Origin of the sequence: Candidatus Pelagibacter sp. HIMB1623 (assembly GCF_052047695.1) — a bacterium.
Classification (GTDB): domain Bacteria; phylum Pseudomonadota; class Alphaproteobacteria; order Pelagibacterales; family Pelagibacteraceae; genus Pelagibacter.
Map to the genome: position 1 here is coordinate 21,592 of NZ_JBNAJN010000003.1, position 17,213 is coordinate 38,804.

At 30.0% G+C, this 17,213-nt stretch carries 19 protein-coding genes and 1 pseudogene; 12 read left to right on the forward strand and 8 right to left on the reverse strand.

Going from position 1 to position 17,213, the window contains the following annotated elements:
- The first annotated feature begins 4 nt into the window (after nt 1-4).
- Nucleotides 5-946: a glycosyltransferase family 9 protein gene (locus ACTTBN_RS01420; RefSeq protein WP_440680651.1), complete on the forward strand. Its 942-nt coding sequence runs from the start codon at nt 5-7 to the stop codon at nt 944-946.
- Here the strand turns inward: ACTTBN_RS01420 and ACTTBN_RS01425 are convergent.
- Nucleotides 936-1,988: an AbrB family transcriptional regulator gene (locus ACTTBN_RS01425; RefSeq protein ID WP_440680652.1), complete on the reverse strand. Its 1,053-nt coding sequence runs from the start codon at nt 1,986-1,988 to the stop codon at nt 936-938. The genes ACTTBN_RS01420 and ACTTBN_RS01425 overlap by 11 nt on opposite strands.
- Nucleotides 1,988-2,686 carry an IclR family transcriptional regulator gene (locus tag ACTTBN_RS01430; RefSeq protein ID WP_440680653.1) on the reverse strand — a complete coding sequence of 233 codons (699 nt, stop codon included), beginning with the start codon at nt 2,684-2,686 and terminating at the stop codon, nt 1,988-1,990. Before ACTTBN_RS01430 ends, ACTTBN_RS01425 begins: the two co-directional genes overlap by 1 nt.
- A gap of 115 nt (nt 2,687-2,801) precedes the next feature.
- On the opposite strand from ACTTBN_RS01430, the gene ACTTBN_RS01435 reads away from it, so the two are divergent.
- Genes ACTTBN_RS01435 through ACTTBN_RS01445 form a run of 3 tightly spaced genes read left to right on the forward strand, consistent with a single transcriptional unit; the run spans nt 2,802 to nt 5,777 of the window.
- Nucleotides 2,802-3,782 (forward strand): tripartite tricarboxylate transporter substrate binding protein, encoded by a 981-nt coding sequence (locus ACTTBN_RS01435; RefSeq protein ID WP_440680654.1) that lies wholly within the window; start codon nt 2,802-2,804, stop codon nt 3,780-3,782.
- A 28-nt stretch (nt 3,783-3,810) separates the two neighbouring features.
- Complete coding sequence (locus ACTTBN_RS01440; protein WP_440680655.1) at nt 3,811-4,281, forward strand: tripartite tricarboxylate transporter TctB family protein; 471 nt, start codon at nt 3,811-3,813, stop codon at nt 4,279-4,281.
- Entirely contained in the window at nt 4,278-5,777 is a 1,500-nt protein-coding gene (locus ACTTBN_RS01445) for a tripartite tricarboxylate transporter permease (protein WP_440677012.1), read from the forward strand. The genes ACTTBN_RS01440 and ACTTBN_RS01445 overlap by 4 nt, the downstream gene beginning before the upstream one ends.
- On the opposite strand, the gene ACTTBN_RS01450 is transcribed toward ACTTBN_RS01445, so the two are convergent.
- The 3 genes from ACTTBN_RS01450 to ACTTBN_RS01460 are packed head-to-tail and all read right to left on the reverse strand — an operon-like array spanning nt 5,774 to nt 8,297.
- Complete coding sequence (locus ACTTBN_RS01450) at nt 5,774-6,664, reverse strand: DMT family transporter (RefSeq protein WP_440680656.1); 891 nt, start codon at nt 6,662-6,664, stop codon at nt 5,774-5,776. The two genes, ACTTBN_RS01445 and ACTTBN_RS01450, sit on opposite strands and share 4 nt — an antisense overlap.
- On the reverse strand, nt 6,661-7,743 hold the full coding sequence (locus ACTTBN_RS01455) for a glycosyltransferase family 4 protein (RefSeq protein ID WP_440680657.1): 1,083 nt from the start codon (nt 7,741-7,743) through the stop codon (nt 6,661-6,663). Before ACTTBN_RS01455 ends, ACTTBN_RS01450 begins: the two co-directional genes overlap by 4 nt.
- Nucleotides 7,743-8,297: a thioredoxin family protein gene (locus tag ACTTBN_RS01460; protein ID WP_440680658.1), complete on the reverse strand. Its 555-nt coding sequence runs from the start codon at nt 8,295-8,297 to the stop codon at nt 7,743-7,745. Before ACTTBN_RS01460 ends, ACTTBN_RS01455 begins: the two co-directional genes overlap by 1 nt.
- Nucleotides 8,298-8,317: 20 nt before the next feature.
- Between ACTTBN_RS01460 and ACTTBN_RS01465 the strand changes: the two genes are divergently transcribed.
- From ACTTBN_RS01465 to ACTTBN_RS01475, 3 genes are read left to right on the forward strand one after another with little or no spacing between them, the layout of a single operon-like run.
- A complete protein-coding gene (locus ACTTBN_RS01465) occupies nt 8,318-8,830 on the forward strand; it encodes a gamma carbonic anhydrase family protein (RefSeq protein WP_440680659.1) in 513 nt (170 codons plus the stop codon).
- Between the two features lie 11 nt (nt 8,831-8,841).
- A complete protein-coding gene (locus tag ACTTBN_RS01470) occupies nt 8,842-9,762 on the forward strand; it encodes an ROK family protein (protein WP_440680660.1) in 921 nt (306 codons plus the stop codon).
- Between the two features lie 24 nt (nt 9,763-9,786).
- Nucleotides 9,787-10,077 (forward strand): DUF1330 domain-containing protein, encoded by a 291-nt coding sequence (locus ACTTBN_RS01475; protein WP_440680661.1) that lies wholly within the window; start codon nt 9,787-9,789, stop codon nt 10,075-10,077.
- Here ACTTBN_RS01475 and ACTTBN_RS01480 read toward each other — a convergent pair.
- Entirely contained in the window at nt 10,074-10,679 is a 606-nt protein-coding gene (locus tag ACTTBN_RS01480; protein ID WP_440680662.1) for a flavin-binding protein, read from the reverse strand. The genes ACTTBN_RS01475 and ACTTBN_RS01480 overlap by 4 nt on opposite strands.
- Nucleotides 10,680-10,682: 3 nt before the next feature.
- The gene (locus ACTTBN_RS01485) at nt 10,683-11,558 is read right to left on the reverse strand and encodes an NAD(P)-dependent oxidoreductase (protein ID WP_440647983.1); all 876 of its coding nucleotides are present in this window, start codon (nt 11,556-11,558) and stop codon (nt 10,683-10,685) included.
- 11 nt (nt 11,559-11,569) lie between these two features.
- On the opposite strand from ACTTBN_RS01485, the gene ACTTBN_RS01490 reads away from it, so the two are divergent.
- From ACTTBN_RS01490 to ACTTBN_RS01510, 5 genes and pseudogenes are all read left to right on the forward strand, one after another.
- Nucleotides 11,570-12,778, forward strand: a complete 1,209-nt coding sequence (locus ACTTBN_RS01490) for an MFS transporter (protein WP_440680663.1) — start codon at nt 11,570-11,572, stop codon at nt 12,776-12,778.
- 43 nt (nt 12,779-12,821) lie between these two features.
- A pseudogene (gene rpoZ, locus ACTTBN_RS01495) lies at nt 12,822-13,202 on the forward strand (DNA-directed RNA polymerase subunit omega); the annotation flags it as partial.
- Nucleotides 13,203-13,382: 180 nt separating this feature from the next.
- Nucleotides 13,383-14,375 carry a tRNA dihydrouridine(20/20a) synthase DusA gene (gene dusA / locus ACTTBN_RS01500; RefSeq protein ID WP_440680664.1) on the forward strand — a complete coding sequence of 331 codons (993 nt, stop codon included), beginning with the start codon at nt 13,383-13,385 and terminating at the stop codon, nt 14,373-14,375.
- A 40-nt stretch (nt 14,376-14,415) separates the two neighbouring features.
- A complete protein-coding gene (locus tag ACTTBN_RS01505) occupies nt 14,416-15,201 on the forward strand; it encodes a sulfite exporter TauE/SafE family protein (protein ID WP_440680665.1) in 786 nt (261 codons plus the stop codon).
- A gap of 2 nt (nt 15,202-15,203) precedes the next feature.
- Nucleotides 15,204-15,605 carry an HIT domain-containing protein gene (locus tag ACTTBN_RS01510; RefSeq protein ID WP_440680666.1) on the forward strand — a complete coding sequence of 134 codons (402 nt, stop codon included), beginning with the start codon at nt 15,204-15,206 and terminating at the stop codon, nt 15,603-15,605.
- 103 nt (nt 15,606-15,708) lie between these two features.
- On the opposite strand, the gene ACTTBN_RS01515 is transcribed toward ACTTBN_RS01510, so the two are convergent.
- On the reverse strand, nt 15,709-17,163 hold the full coding sequence (locus ACTTBN_RS01515) for a phosphomannomutase/phosphoglucomutase (protein ID WP_440680667.1): 1,455 nt from the start codon (nt 17,161-17,163) through the stop codon (nt 15,709-15,711).
- Nucleotides 17,164-17,213: the final 50 nt, after the last annotated feature.

Consider the following 17,213-nt stretch of genomic DNA (forward strand, 5'->3'; position numbering starts at 1 on the left):
AAATATGTCTAATATTTTAATTATTAAACATGGATCTTTAGGCGATATAGCTCAAGCATGTGGGGCAATTCAAGATATTTCTGAAAATCATAAAGAAGATCAAATTCATTTGTTAACAACAAAACCTTATTTTGAACTATTTAAAAAAAACCCACATATTTCAAATGTTATTTTAGATAAAAGATTATCAAAGATTAACTTAATTTATTTATATTTACTAATGAGAGAGATCAAAAAATATAATTTCTCAAAAGTTTATGATCTTCAAAATTCTAGCAGAACATCATTTTACAAAAATATATTATTTCCTAAAGCTGATAAAACTATTTGGTGTTCAACAGAAACAACTCTACCAAAAGGAACAACCAAAAAAGATTTTGATAAAGATTCTGTTCTTTCAAGATTTGACCATCAGCTAAAATCTTCAGGAATTAATACCAATCATACAATGAAACCAGACTTTTCATGGAGTACAGTTGATATTTCAGAAATAAAAAAAAATTATGAATTAGATAAATACATAATACTTTTTCCTTTTTGCTCACCTCATTTGACTTTAAAAAAATGGCCTTATTATAATGATCTAATAAATATGATTAATGAAAAATTTGAAAATAAATTTAAAGTGGTTACTGCACCTGGACCAGATGAAATTAAAGATGCAAAAAATATAAATGCTTTATGTGTTTTGGATAATGGTAAAGCTTTAAATATTTCACAATTATCTGGATTAATTAAAGATAGTTCGTTTGTGGTCGCTAATGATACTGGACCTGCTCACATAACTGCACACATAGGATCAAAAGGAATTGCTCTGTTTGGTTCTCATACAACTCCTTTTAAAGTCAGTATTGAAAGAGATAACTTTAAAGCAATACAAGCCCCCGAATTATCAAAACTTTCAGCAGAAAAAGTTTTTGAAAGACTTTCTGAAATTATTTCTTAATTTTTTCTAAAACTCTTAAAAATATTGGAACTGTGAAAAGTATAAAAAGCAATCTTATTATATGGTGAAAAGCAACAAAGTCAGGGTCTAAATCAAAAGCAATTGCTATAACTGCCACTTCATAAATTCCTCCAGGACTAAAAGATAATATTAAAGTTAAAATATTTGTATCAACAAAGAATGTTGCAACATAGGCTGCAACCAAACCTAATACCACCAAAATAGTGGTAGCCACAATACTATGAAGAGAATTATTGGCTATCTCTTTAACAGTTTTTTCAGCAAACCTACATCCGACAGAAGAGCCAAGAATTAGCAGACAAAAATTTATTGTTTCATCTGGCAATTTATATGAGGCTATATCTGTAATTTGTAATAAGCCACTCGCAAATAATGTTCCAGATAGTAAAGCAGCAGGAATTCTAATTTTATCAAAAACAAAAATAAAAAATAAAGATGCAATAATAAGTAAAATTAAATTTAAATGATTTTGAGCTAAATAATTGAATTCATCATTTAACAAAACATTGTTGTCAGTATTATTAACTATAATAAATGGAATGACGGTTATTATGATGATTAATCTAATTAAGTGAGAAGTTGCAACTTGAGATAAATCCGTTTTTTCATTTTCAGCTAAAATCATTAAAGGACCCAGCGCACCGGGAGCAGCAGAAAATATAGAGGCTTTTTTTCCATAATTTGCAAATTTTTGGAGGTATTTAGCAACAACTAAAATACAAATTATTATGTAGATTAGCATAATTAGCGAAGTCCAAATCCAATCAAACATTTGATTAAATAGATTTTGATCGATGTAATTTCCAATATGCAAACCTAAAATTATCAAAATAAAACTTAATACAATTTTAGGCATAATGATTTTTAATCCTGATAATGCAGCAATTGAGGTGATTATCATTGGCCCCAAAAACCAGGCTAGAGGTATATTTAAATATTCTGCAAATATTGCACTAGGAAAAGCAATAATTAAAACAGAAATAAATTTAACTGTGAAAATTTGATTAATCTGTTTTAGCATTATCTAGTTTGAATTAAATTCTTTTCAATTTTAACTCTAGAAGATCTAAGAACATTTAGAAAGCTAATACAGTTTTTTTTATTAAAATTAGAAATATGACCTGCAACAGTTAATGCACCAAGAATTTGATTTTTTTTTCTAAAGATTGGAACTGATATAGATGCCATTTCAGAATCTCTTTCCCCAAAAGTCATAGCATATCCATTTTTTAAAACATCGTCTTTATCTTTAATTTCTAAATTATTATAAGCCGACAAAACATGACCACTTGAACCTTTGTTAATAGGTTTTTTACCTCCAATGACTTCTTGGTGTCTTATTGATTTGTTAGGTGAACTTGATTGGATACACACTCTTACATCATTTTGTCTAACAAAAAAACTTGCTGTCTCTTTTGTTTTGGATGATATGAAATCTAATTCAGCTTTGATAGAATTTTTTAAATTAAAACTACTCTCATAAATTTCAAATAATCTTGGGATTGTATGACCAATTTTAAACTCACCACTTTTTATTTTCCTAATGTATCCAAAATTCTCAAGTGATTTAGATATTCTTGAAATTCTACTTTTATGTTCTCCTGTAATATTAGCTATCTTTGTTATAGTTAAAGCTTCATTTTTTTCGGTAAAACAATTTAGGATTTCTAAAGCCTTATTTACCGCATCTACACCAATAGTTTTTTTGTTAGTTTTCATAATTCTATTGAATAGAATATATTGTTCTATTGAATAGAACAATAGTATTTATTTATTTAGACAACATTCATTAAAATAAATTAAATCCAATTAAATTAAATAGAGAGGGAAAATAATGAAAAACATAAAAAAACTATTTTCAGTATTATTCTCAGCAATCCTATTATTCTCAGCAACAACTACTAGCTCAGTAGCGCATGAAAAATTGCACTTTGTGATCGGTGGTGGTGCTGGTGGTGGTTGGGATGGAACTGCTAGAGGTACTGGAGAAGCTTTAACAAAAGCTGGTTTGTTAAAAAGTGCATCATTTGAAAATATGTCAGGTGGTGGTGGTGGTAAAGCACTTGCTTACATGATTAATACTAAACCTGCTAACACAATTTTAGTTCAATCTACACCATTAGTACTAAGATCAATTACTAGACACGAAGGTTATGTAAAAGGTACTGGAACTTTATCTTATAAAGATGTTGTGCCGATTGCAGGTGTAATTGGTGACTACGGTGCTATCGCAGTTGCAAAAAACTCACCTTTTAAAAACTTTCAAGATGTAGTTGATGCATATAAAAAAGATCCTAGCTCAGTAAAAATGGCTGGTGGATCAGTAAGAGGAAGTATGGACCATTTAATTGGTGCATTAGCATTCCAAGCTGCAGGTGCAGATCCAAATGCTGTTCAATACATCCCTTATGATGCTGGTGGAAAAGCTTTAGCTGGACTTTTATCTGGAGAAACTCAAATCATTTCAACTGGTTTAGGTGAATTGATGGGTGCAAGAGACCAAGTAACAATTATTGGTATTACTGCTCCTTCAAGAGTTTCTGATGCACCAGATGCACCAACTCTTAAAGAACAAGGGTACGATGTACAATTCGTTAACTGGAGAGGTTTCTTTGGCCCTCCAGGTATGAGTAATGCTGAAAGGTCAGAAATTGCAAAAATGCTTGGCGATGTACAAAAAACTCCAGAGTGGGAAGCGGTGAGAGCAAGAAACGCTTGGGTTAATATTTATAACCCAGAAGGTAAGTTTGTTGAATTTTTAGAAAAACAAACTGAAGAAATGACAGCTCTTATGAAAAAACTAGGAGTTATCTAACCTTTGGTTAGAAATTAAAATTAGAGCAGTGAATATAAATACTACAAAGATTATATCACTGCTCTTTTTTATTTTTTCAGCATTTTATTTATATTTAGCTTATCAAATTCAAGTTTTCACATTCGATGAAAATGCTCCATTTAATGCTAGAACATTTCCAATTTATTTAGGTTATGCAGGATTATTTTTCTCTGGATTAAAACTTATTTTACCAGACCCGAATACAATCAAAGTAGAACATAAAAGTTTAGAGTATAAAAAAACTGGTATACTTATATTGATTGCAATTATTTACGGAGCTACAATTTTAAAAGTTGGTTATTTTTTAAGTACATCTTTATTTTTATTTGCTTCATATTATTTTTTAGGAGAACGAAGGTGGGTTTTAATGTTTTTATTATCCTTTCCATTTGTTGCTGCCTTCATGTATTTGCTTCATGGTATTCTTGATATTTATTTGAGGGATCCATTCTTACAATCAATAGGGGTTATGGGATGATTGAAGGAATACTAATTGGATTAACTACAGCACTTACATTCCAAAATATACTAATGGTGATGGTCGGTTGTTTTTTTGGAACAATCATTGGAATGCTTCCTGGTCTTGGTCCTATGACTGCTATCGCTTTAATGATACCTATTACATATGGTTTTGAACCTGCAACTGGATTAATCTTGATGGCTGGAGTTTATTATGGTGCAGTATTTGGCGGATCTACGTCTTCAATACTATTAAACGCTCCTGGTGTTCCAGGAACAGTTGCAACTTCATTTGATGGTTATCCAATGGCACAACAAGGTAAAGCTGGAAAAGCTTTAGCAATTGCTGCTTGGAGCTCATTTGCAGGTGGAACACTATCTGCAATTTATTTGTTATTCATGGCACCAAGTTTATCTAAAGTAAGTTTATCCTTTAGATCACCTGATTATTTTGCTTTAATGATTTTAGGTTTAACAGCTATTGCCGCATTTTCATCTAAGGGACAATTTTTAAAAGCAATGATGATGGTTGTTTTAGGTTTAATGTTAGCTTCAGTTGGCCAAGACAGTTTGTCTGATATTACAAGATATACATTTAACAATATGAACTTAACTGATGGGATTAGCTTCGTATTAGTTGTTATGGCAACTTTTGCAATGAGTGAGGCTTTATCAATTATTTTAAAGAGAAATGATCCAACTAGTGCTGCCAAACAAGTTTCATTAACTGAATTGGGATCAATTAAAATTAATAAAGAAGAGCGAACCAAAATGTACAAAACAATACCAAGATCATCAGTAATTGGATTTTTAATCGGTGTATTGCCTGGCGCTGGTGCAACTATTGCATCATTTTTAGCTTATGGAATGGAACGAAACGTGGTTAGCGATGAGGAGAAAGAAAAATTTGGTAAAGGAAGTGTAAATGGTTTATCTGCACCAGAAACTGCAAATAATGCTGCTTGCTCAGGTTCTTTTGTGCCAATGCTTACTTTAGGAATTCCTGGGAGTGGAACTACAGCTGTAATGCTAGGAGCTCTTTTAGGTTTTGGTGTTCAGCCTGGTCCTAGACTTTATATGACTAATCCAGAGATTTTTTGGTCAATAATAATGTCTATGTATATTGGAATGGTAATTCTTCTTATATTAAATTTACCACTCATTCCCTATATAGCTAGAATTCTTGCTGTTCCTAAAAATTATTTAATTCCTTTAATTTTATTTTTCTCTGTTACTGGGATTTACGTAATGTCATTTAATAATTTTGATATTTATTTAATGATTGGGATAGCAGTAGTTGCAACTTTTTTAAGATTATATGATTTCCCAATGCCACCGTTGATATTAGCTTTTGTACTTGGTGGACTGATGGAAGAAAATTTAAGACGATCTTTATTATTAAGTAATGGTTCGTGGGAATTTTTGTGGGACAGAACTTTAACTGCATGTATTCTTGCTACTACAATTTTAATTGTAGTTTGGCATATTTACAAAACTTTTAAGAAGAAAAACTAAGATTTAATATCTAATCGTTTTCTAATTATTTCTTTATTAAGTTTCATTTCACGATAAGAAATAATGAAAACTCCTAAAAATATAATACTAGCACCAATCCAAGTGAAGAGATCAGGGATTTCGCTAAATACAAAATAGCCAATTAGAGAAGCAAATACTAAGCTAAGAAAAGAATAGGGTTGAGTCATGCTCACATCTACTAGTTTATAAGCGTGATTAATACAAAGATGCAACAATGTGCCAGATAGACCTGCAAAAAATAAATAAATCAAAGTTTGTACACTAGGTGTTTGCCAATAAAATAATGCAATAAGGAAACTAAAAATAGTCATATAACAGTATCCATAAGATAAAATTGTAATCGAACTATCGTCTTTTGTTATAGTTTTTGTAATTATAATCACTATTGACCACATAAAAGATGAGGCCAGCGCCATGTATACACCAAGTGAGATATCAATTATACCTGGTCTTAAAATTACCAACATACCAATAAATCCTAAAACTAGCGCAAAACTTCTGTAGATATAAATTTTTTCTCCAAGAAATAAAACAGCCAAAATAGTTACTATGAAAGGAACAACAAAAGATATTGCTGTAGCTTTTTCAATTGGCATCATTGTTAAAGCTGAGAAATATAAAAGCATTGAGGGCAAGTTTAAAACTGCTCTAAGAAAATGTTTTTTATGATGATTTGATTTAAAAACTGTAAATTTAGTTTTTAACATATAAGGAAAAATAATCAGGAAACCAAATAAAAATCTAAAAAAACCTGCTACATAAACATTAACTTCCTCTTGTGCTAATTTTAAAAAGGTTAACATTAATGTTCCACAAAAAACTGAGATTATAATTAAAAAAATTGCTAATTTATTATTCGAAATCAATTTAGTATCTTTTTGTATTCTTCAATTATTTTTGACCATTGAAATTTATTCACAAATTCTTTTGCATTTTTTCCATGTTCTAAATATTTTTTATTTTCTAACATTGAGTTAATTGAAGAATAAATATCATCCAGATTATTTCCATCACATATTAAACCAGTTATTTCATGATCTATTGCATCTGCCGCACCTCCATCTTTACCGCCTATAGACGGTACACCGTATTGTGCTGCTTCAACATACGCAATTCCAAACCCTTCAACAGATTTTTTATGGATTATAGAAGGCATTACAAATAGATTTGATTTAGCGATTAGCGCATTTTTTAATTCATCACTTATATCTTTAAAAAACATCACTTGTTCTTCTAAATTTAATTCCTTTACTAATTTTTTAATATTTTCTTCTTCTTCACCGTATCCAATACAAATGTAGACAATATCTGGGTAAATTTGTTTTAGATTTCTGAGAGCCATAACTACTTTTTCATGATTTTTTCTTTTATCAAATCTTGAAACAGTAATTAATCTTGGCGTTTTAACTTTTAGTAAGCTTTCAACTTTTTCTAATGATTTTTTGTTTAATTCTTGAGCTGGATCAACACCAGGATTAATTACAATAATTTTATTTTCATTAACCCCACATTCAATAGCAAGGTTTTTGGTATATTGTGAGTTAGCAATAACTTTTTCTACATTATTAAGAACATTCAAAACTCTTTTATTTTGACTTGATCCTTTAGGGTGATTGATCTCTTTGCTATGAATAAGACAATATTTTTTTTTAGAAGTTTTAATTAACTCTAAACTTTTCCAATGATCTCCTATTATTCCTTTAATTTTATTATCTTTAATAAACTCATTAATTAATTGAGCTTTTCTATATTTTCTAAGAAGTTTTATTCCACCAACTCTTTCAATTGAAAACGAAGCTTGTTCATCAAAATCATTGTGATTATCAATATAATCAGCAAAAACTTTTATCATAAAGTTTTTGGATAACTCTCTTGATAAACCCCACATCAAGCTTTGCATTCCACCTAGTTCAGGAGGAAAAGATCTGGTAACAATTAAATACATTAATTAGTTTTCCACTTTATGCTGCAGCCAGCACTAGGAATTTGGTCTTTAGGACCCTGACCTGTATCAGCAATTTGTTTCATAGCTTTTAACAAATCACTTTCACCTTCTTTAACAGGTATAAGATTTCTTAACTCTCTTAATCTTCCACGATATTGAAGTTCTAAATTTTTGTTATATCCAAAAAAATCTGGTGTGCAGACAGCATCATATGCTTTTGCAATATTTTGTGTTTCATCGTTTAAGTAAGGAAAATTAAAATTATTATCTTTTGAAAATTTAATCATATTTTCAAAAGAGTCTTCTGGATAATTTTCTGCATCATTTGCACAGATTGCTACTGAATTTATTCCAATTTTTTTTAATTCATTGCAATCTTCAACTATCTCTTTTGTAACTGCTTTTACATAAGGGCAATGATTACAAATAAACATTATCAAAGTTCCATTTTCTCCTTTGATATCATCTAGAGAAAGAATTTTATTTTCTGTTGATTTTAATTCAAATGGAATAGCTTTTTGACCAAAATCACATATTGGAGTTTGTATTGGCATATTGTAAGAATATATAAATTATGTTTTATGATTTAAAAGATAAAAAACCAAAAAACTCTGGCGAAAATTGGGTAGCTCCTAATGCAACTATAATTGGAGATGTTACATTGGAGAAAAATACAAGCATTTGGTTTAATGCTGTTTTAAGAGGAGATATAGAAAATATTCACATAGGCGAAGGATCCAACATTCAAGATGGCAGTGTATTACACACAGATCCTGGCTGTCCATTAAGAGTAGGTAAAAACGTTACAGTAGGTCATTTAGTGATGCTTCATGGATGTACCATTGGAGATAATAGCTTAATTGGAATTGGTGCAGTAATTTTAAATAAAGCAAATATAGGAAAAAACTGCATCATTGGAGCAAAAGCACTAATAACTGAAAATAAAGTTATACCGGATAATTCTTTAGTAGTGGGATCACCTGGAAAAATTGTAAGAGAAGTTACCGAGGAAGAAAAAAAAGCAGTAGAGGAAAATACCAAACACTATCAAAATAACTGGAAGAAATATTCTAAATCTATTTTTTAAAAGTTAAATTTATGAAGAGTAAATTTAAAATAGGGATTGATTACGGAGGTACTAAAATTGAAGGTATTCTTTTAGATCAGAATGGCAAACAAATAGAAAGAAAAAGATATTCATATGAAAGAAATTATTTATCAGGAATTGAAACTGTAAAAAAGCTTGTAGATGAATTTGATAAAATTAGTGAAGAAGCATGTTCAGTTGGTATTGGAATACCTGGATTTTCCTCAAGACAAACTGGAATAATTACTAACGCTAATTCTCTTTGGTTAAATGACAAACCTTTTAAAAAAGATTTAGAATTAGCTTTAAATAGAGAAGTAAGATTAATGAATGATGCAAATTGTTTTACATTGTCTGAAGCTGTAGATGGAGCTGGAAAAGATTATAAATCTATCTTTGGTATAATTATTGGCACAGGTTTTGGAGGTGGATTATCTTATAATAAATCAATTATTGAGGGATCAAATCAAATTGCAGGGGATTGGGGACATCAACCATTGCCTTATCCAACCAAAGATGAACAAGAAATAAAAATAAGTTGTCCTTCAAATAACTGCGGCAGACCTTTATGCGCAGAACAATTTATGTCTGGCATTGGTTTTAAAGACAGGTTTAATCAAAAATATGACACTAATTTTAGTTCAGAAGAAATCGTTAAACTTGATTTAGAAAAAGATCCAAGAGCAAATTTAGAGTTGTGTTTGTATGAAGATAGAATGGCAAGATTAATGGCTGTAATGATAGGAATTTTCGATCCTGATGCCATAATTCTTGGTGGAGGAATGTCAAATATTGATCGGTTTTATAAAAATATTCCATCTTTGATACCCAAGTACACCTTTTCAAATAAAGTAGAAACTAAAGTGTTAAAAAATTTACACGGGGATTCAAGTGGAGTGAGAGGGGCAGCTTGGCTTTGGAATAATGAGTAGAACAATTAAAAAAGGGAGATAATTATGTCAGCAGGTTATGTTATAGCTCAATTAAAAGTAACAAATCCAGAAAACTATAAAGAATATGTAGCTAAAGTTACAGAGGTTGTAAAAAGATTTGGTGGAGAATATCTTGTTAGAAATGGTGAATATCAAGTAGTTGAGGGTGAAGACAATTTTCCAAGATTAGTGATTATTAGATTTCCAAGTTACGAAAGAGCTTTAGAGTGGTATCATTCTGATGAGTACAAACCTGTAAAAGATATACGTTTACAAAATTCTGAAGGAAGTAATATTATCGTAAAAGGAATTTAAGGTACTAACCAACTATCTTTATTATTTTCTAAATCAAATTTTGCTCTTCTATGACCTTTTGCAGCTAAATATAACCATTCTATTGATTTTATTTTACACTGAATAACTGTAAAGTTTTTGTATCCTTCTTCACTTTGTTCTTTTGTATAATCAAAATTATCAAGTTCAGGTTTTAGTCCAGATGTAGGAGTATCAGACTCAGTTCCTGGTCCATTATCAACTAGATAACATTTTCTAGATATATGTTGGGTTTTTGACCAAGACTCTTTAGTTACTTCGTTATCATGATTTATAGTACATTCTACTTTTAATCTAACCTGAATTTTTTCCTCTTTATCATAAAATAACATCGCTGCATTTTTATTAGACTTTAATTTTTCAATTTTATCTGAACGAATATCGCTATGATACTGAACTAAATTATTAGAATGATCTGATTTTCGAAGAACTACAATTCTACCATCTAAGTCAGATTGGCTACCACAAATAAATACAGGTATTCTAAAAGGTGAACTTCTGTCTTTGACAGCATTATCTAACATAGACCAAATTTTCTTTTTGATCTCTACAAAGTCCTCATAATAAGGAACAGTATCAGTCACAGATTATTTTTTCTTTTTTAATCTAGCAATTAATGCAGAACTATCCCAACGGTTACCGCCCATTTCTTGGACTTCAGCATAGTAACCATCTATGATTTCTGTAATTGGTACAGGCGAACCATTTCTTTTTGCTTCTTCAATTGCAATTTTTAAATCTTTTCTCATCCAATCAATAGCAAATCCATAATCAAACTTATCATCAGTCATAGTTCGATATCTATTTTCCATTTGCCAAGATTGAGCTGCACCTTTTGAAATTGTTTCCATTACTTTGTCCATATCTAAACCTGCATTTATTCCAAAATTAATTGCTTCAGATAAACCTTGAACTGCTCCAGCTATACACATCTGGTTCATCATTTTTGTAAGTTGTCCACTTCCACAAGATCCAATTAATTTTACTTTTTTACTGTAACAATCAATTACTGGTTCTGCTTTTTTAAAAACTTCTTCATCACCACCAACCATTACAGTAAGTATTCCACCTTCAGCACCAGATTGACCTCCAGATATAGGTGCATCTAAAAAATCAAAACCTTTATCTTTTGCAGCCTTATATAATTCTCTGGATACTTCTGCAGATACAGTTGAGTTATCAATAAATATTGATCCAGCTTTTGCTGTGTTAAATAATCCATTTTCTCCTGTAGCTACTTCTCTTAAATCATTATCGTTACCCACACATGTAAAAATAAAATCTGCACCTTCTGCTGCTTGAGCAGGAGTATCAGCCATTTTACCTTTGTATTCACCAATCCATTTTTCAGCTTTTGATTTTGTTCTATTAAAAACAGTTACATTGTGTCCGGCTTTTGATATATAACCAGCCATTGGGTAGCCCATAACCCCAAGACCTATGAAAGCAACATTACAAGTCATAATTTTTTTCTATGTTTAAAAGTTTAAGTTTAAAAGTAATTGTATTTGGTTTTATTTTTACATTTTTTTCTAGTTTTGGACAGAGTTTTTTTCTTGGACTTTTCAATTCAAGCATAAGAGATACTTTATCGATTACTCATGGACAATTTGGCTCAATTTATGCTTCAGCAACATTATTTAGCAGTATTCTTTTTATATGGTTAGGAAAAAAAATTGACGATGTAAATGTATTTAAGTTTTCTTTATTTGTAATTCCGCTTTTAGCTTTTTCATGTTTTTTCTTTTCTAAAATATATTCAATACCATTTTTATTTGCTGCGATATTTTTAATGAGATTTTCAGGTCAAGGAATGATGTCTCATACTGCAAGCACAACAATTTCAAGATACTTTACTAAATCAAGAGGTAAAGCTCTTAGCGCAGGTTGGTTTGGATTATCTTGTGGTGAATTTATTTTACCTGTTTTAATTGTTTATTTGTTAACTTTATATACTTGGCAAAATATTTGGTTAACAATTTCAATTATTGTAATTTTATTTTTACCAATTGCTTCTTATTTATTAATTAAAAACTTAAGTTTGGATTCGAGAGAGGTTAATAATAATCAAAAGCAAGAAGATAAAAGTATTAAGCAATGGACAAGACTTGAGGTATTAAAAGATTATAGATTTTATATAATTAGTTCAAACATGCTTGCTATGCCCTGGATTGCAACAGGAGTTTTTGTTTACCAATCTTTTGTAACAACCTCTAAAGGTTGGGGTGAATTTACTATTGCACAATCATTTATGTCTTATTCTATATTTACCGTTTCAACGTTGTTATTAGCAGGTCCTTTAATAGACAAATTTAGTAGCAGAAAATTATTAATTTACATGAACATTCCATTATTAATCTCTACATTTGTAATTATTTTATTTGATTCATCTCTCACAGCATTTGTGTTTCTTGGATTGATTGGTATTTCTAATGGATTTGCCAATGTATTAGGTTCAGCTACTTGGGCTGAAATTTATGGAGTGAAACATATTGGATCAATTAAAGCTTTAACTACTGCATTAATGGTATTTTCTACAGCATTTGGAACTGCTTTATTTGGAGTTTTGATTGACATTGGTTTTTCAATTGAAAAAATTGCTATTGTTTCTGCGATTTATATATTCTCGTCTTTAGCCCTATTATTTTTAACAAGAAAGAAGCTAAATCCTATTTATATTTAGAAAATGCTTGATTTTTTTGAGCCTCAGGTATAAACAACCGGCCATGGCTAGAGTTACCGTTGAAGACTGTATAGATAAAGTAGAAAGTCCTTATGAATTGGTTTTAGTAGCTAAAGAGAGAGCTACTCAACTTAATGCTGGTTTAGAACCAACAATAGATAGGGATAATGACAAAAATACAGTGATATCTTTAAGAGAAATTGCTGAAGAGAAAATCAAAGTATCAGATTTAACTGAAAGCGCTGTTTATAAACTTAGAAAGCACGTTGAACAAGTTGATGACGGTGTAGAGGATGATGAAGATATTGGTGATGATTTTGAAAATCTTTACAAAGGCGAAATTTCAAAAAGTGGTACTCCAATTTTACCATCTAAAAGAGCAAGAAAAACTCCAGAAAAAATTCAGGTATCAAAGGAAGATTTAGCTGAATTGTCTGAAACAGCTACACCTGAAGTTGACGCTTCAGTTGGCCAAGAAACTATGAATGAACAAGGTGAAGTTTCATTAGATGAAGTTTCAGAATCAGAAAATCAAGAAGCAGATGTTGCTTCTGAAGATCCAGAAGCTTCAAACTCATAAAAAAATAATATAAAGTCTTAGTTTATGAATAGGTTGGTATCAGTTGCTCCTATGATGGACTGTACAGATCGTCATGAACGATATTTTTTAAGACTAATATCCAAAAATATACTTCTTTATACCGAAATGGTTGTCGATGAAGCAATCAATAGAGGTGATAAAAAAAAATTACTAGAATTCAATATCAATGAAAAGCCAGTAGCACTTCAATTAGGTGGATCTTCACCCAAGTTACTTGCGGAGGCAACAAAAGTTGGAGAAGACTTTGGCTACGATGAAATTAATTTAAATTTAGGCTGTCCAAGTAGAAAAGTAGAGAAAAATAGATTTGGTGCTTGTTTAATGAAAGAGCCAAACTTAGTTGCAGATTGTTTAACAGAAATGCAATCAAAAACTAAATTACCTGTAACCATAAAAACTAGAATTGGATATGACAATGTTGAAGATTATGAAAACTTACATAATTTCATATCTACTCTGAAATCCACAGGTATTAAAACTTTTATTATTCATGCAAGAAAGGCTATGCTTGGCAAGTTTACACCTAAACAAAATCTAAATATTCCGCCTTTAAAATATGAGTTTGTTTATAAATTAAAAGAAGATTTTCCAAATGAAGAAATAATAATAAATGGGGGAATAACTTCTGTTGATCAAATTAAACCACATTTAGAAAAAACAGATGGAGTTATGATTGGAAGAGCTGCTTATCATACACCTTATTTGTTAGCAGATATTGAGAGAGAAATTTTTAATAATGATGATATTCCTAGTAGGCAAGACGTTATTGAACAGTTAATTCCTTATGTAAAAGATGAATTGAAAAAAGGAACTCGTTTAAACCAAATCATGAGACACACATTAGGTTTATTTCACGGTCAATCTGGTGCTAGTCATTGGAAAAGATATTTAAGTGAAAATATGTGCGTGAGAGATGCTGATGTAAAAAAAATTGATCACATAATGGATAAAATTAAATACAACAATGTCGATATGAGAGAAGGTCAATCTGCTTAGTTCAATCTTCGCAAATGAATATATTTATATAGTTTTATTAATGGTTTTGACTGCAATTCCAGTTGGATTTGTAGCTGGCCTTTTTGGTATCGGCGGCGGTTTAATAACTGTCCCGTTTCTTTATTACATATTTGGCAAACTTGGAATTGATCAAGCTTATATAATGCACTTAGCAGTAGGAACTTCTTTTGCAATAATAATTCCAACATCAATAGTTTCAGTGTTAACCCATCATAAATTTAATTCAGTCGATTTTAATGTAGTAAAAAGCTATGGTTTTTTTGTAGTTGCAGGAGTTGTTTTGGGAACAATTTTTGCTGCAACTTTCAAAACAAAATCATTAGTACTTTTTTTTGCAATCGTAATCTTTCTTTTAGGAATTTATTTACTTACGATTAAAGAAAAAGAACAAAATGTAATATCTGAAATGAAATTGTATTTAAAAATAATACTTGGTGCGATTGTTGGATTTATTTCAGCCATAACAGGTATAGGTGGCTCTGTTATGAATGTACCAATCCTTAAATTTTTTGGTTATTCAATTAATAAAGCAATTGGTAGTGCTGCAGCGATTGGTTTTTTAATTGCACTATTTGGTGCTACAGGTTTTTTTATTTCAGGAAGTTATTTAAAAACAAATTTACCATTTAGTATTGGATTTTTAAATGTACCAGCTTTTTTAATCTTCATTCCGATTACAACTTTTATGGCAAGACTAGGGGCAAAAACAGCTCACAGAATAGATAAAAATAAAATTAGTAAATTACTTGCTATTTTCTTACTAATCGTAGCAGTTAAGTTTTTCTACGAATATATTAAATTATAAGCATGTCATTTAAGTTAAATAGAAAATTTTTAAAGACTTCACATCATCTTATTGATCTTAAATTATGTAGTATTAGGCTAAACGATAATTCTAAATTTCCATGGATAATTCTAATTCCCAAAAGAAATAAGATTACCGACATAAGCGACCTTAATTCTAAAGATCAAACTCTGCTAATGAAAGAAATTGTTTATGCAAGTAAAGTAATGAAAAAATTATTTAAAACTTCGAAACTCAATGTAGAAAAAATTGGAAATATTGTTCCTCAGTTGCATATACATATTATTGCTAGAAGTAAAAAAGATAGTTCATGGCCATTATCTGTATGGGTTGTTAAAGGAAAAAATTACTCAAAAACAGCTCTAAAAATAATAGTAGATAAATTAAGAAAAGCTCTAAAATAAAAAGAGGTGACTTCAGTCTCCCTCCATCACCTCAAATAGATTTTTAAACGATTCTTTACAGTTTTATGAACACTTATTAGTTGAAAATTAACTTTATTAAGCACTAAATTTTTTGATCGTATTCGCCAATTTTCCCAGTTTTTTGAAGTAAATCGTCAATAAAATCAAAGATTTTCTTCTTTCTATTATCTGATGTTGGGCTTTCAGTTACAATTACCAATGAAGGTTTATTAGATGATGCTCTTATCAGTCCCCACGACCCATCTTCAAAAGAAAATCTTACACCATTAACTGTAAGAACTTCAGTTATTACTTGATCATCAATTTTAGTTTTATTATTTTTTAATTGTTCTACTTTTTTAACTAATTCTTCAACTACTTGATATTTTTCTTCATCTTTACAGAATGGCGCCATCGTTGGTGTTTGAAAAGTATTTGGTAATTCATTAATTATTTCACTCATTTTTTTATTTTCATTATCTAATAAATGACAAACATGAATGGCTGAATTTATTCCATCATCGTAACCATATCCTAAAGGCTGATTAAAAAAGAAATGACCACTTTTTTCAAAGCCTGCTAATGCCTTTTCAGTGTTAACTTTACGTTTAATATGGGAATGACCTGTTTTCCAATAAATTGTTTCACAATTGTTTTCTGATAAAATTTTGTCTTTTGAGTACAAACCTGTTGATTTTACATCAACAACAAATTTAGAATTTTTATGTTTAGTGGATAAGTTTCTTGCAATTAGTAAACCAATTTTATCAGAGAATATTTCGTTACCTTCATTATCAATAACACCAACTCGATCTCCATCACCATCAAAGCCAAAACCTATATCAGCATTATTTTCTTTAACTACTTTAGCAATTTCATGAAGCATTTCTAAATCTTCTGGATTAGGGTTATATTTTGGAAAATTCCAATCTAGGTTACAATCTAACTCTATCACCTCACACCCAATGCCTCTTAATATATCTGGTGCAAAAACACCTGCAGTTCCATTACCACAAGCAACTACAGCTTTAATTTTTTTATTTATTTTGTTTTTATTAATTAGGTCATTTTTATAAATTTTATCGAAATCTTTTATTTCTTTTTCATTTCCATCACCTTTTGAAAACTTTTCATTTAATGTTATTTCTTTTAATTCTTTCATTTCTTCAGGTGCATGAGTTAAGCCTTTTTTGATACCCATTTTTACACCAGTCCAACCATTTTCATTATGACTTGCTGTAACCATAGCAACTGCATCTGCATCTAAATTAAATTGTGCAAAATAAACCATTGGAGATAATGACAAACCAATATCTTCTATATGACATCCTGTTGACTTTAATCCTCTTTTAAGAGAGGTTTTTATCTCCTCACTGTAAGATCTATAATCATGTCCAACAATAATTCTAGGATGATCTTTTTTGGTGTGATTTTTTATTTGTGTTCCAAGTCCTTTGCCGAGATTCTCTATTCCTGCTGAGTTTATGTCTTTCTCATACAACCAACGGGCGTCATATTCTCTAAAACCATAAGGATCTATTTTTAAATTTTCACTCATTTATCCACTACTTACTCTTTTTATGTTAATTTCTTTAAAAAAATTTTATT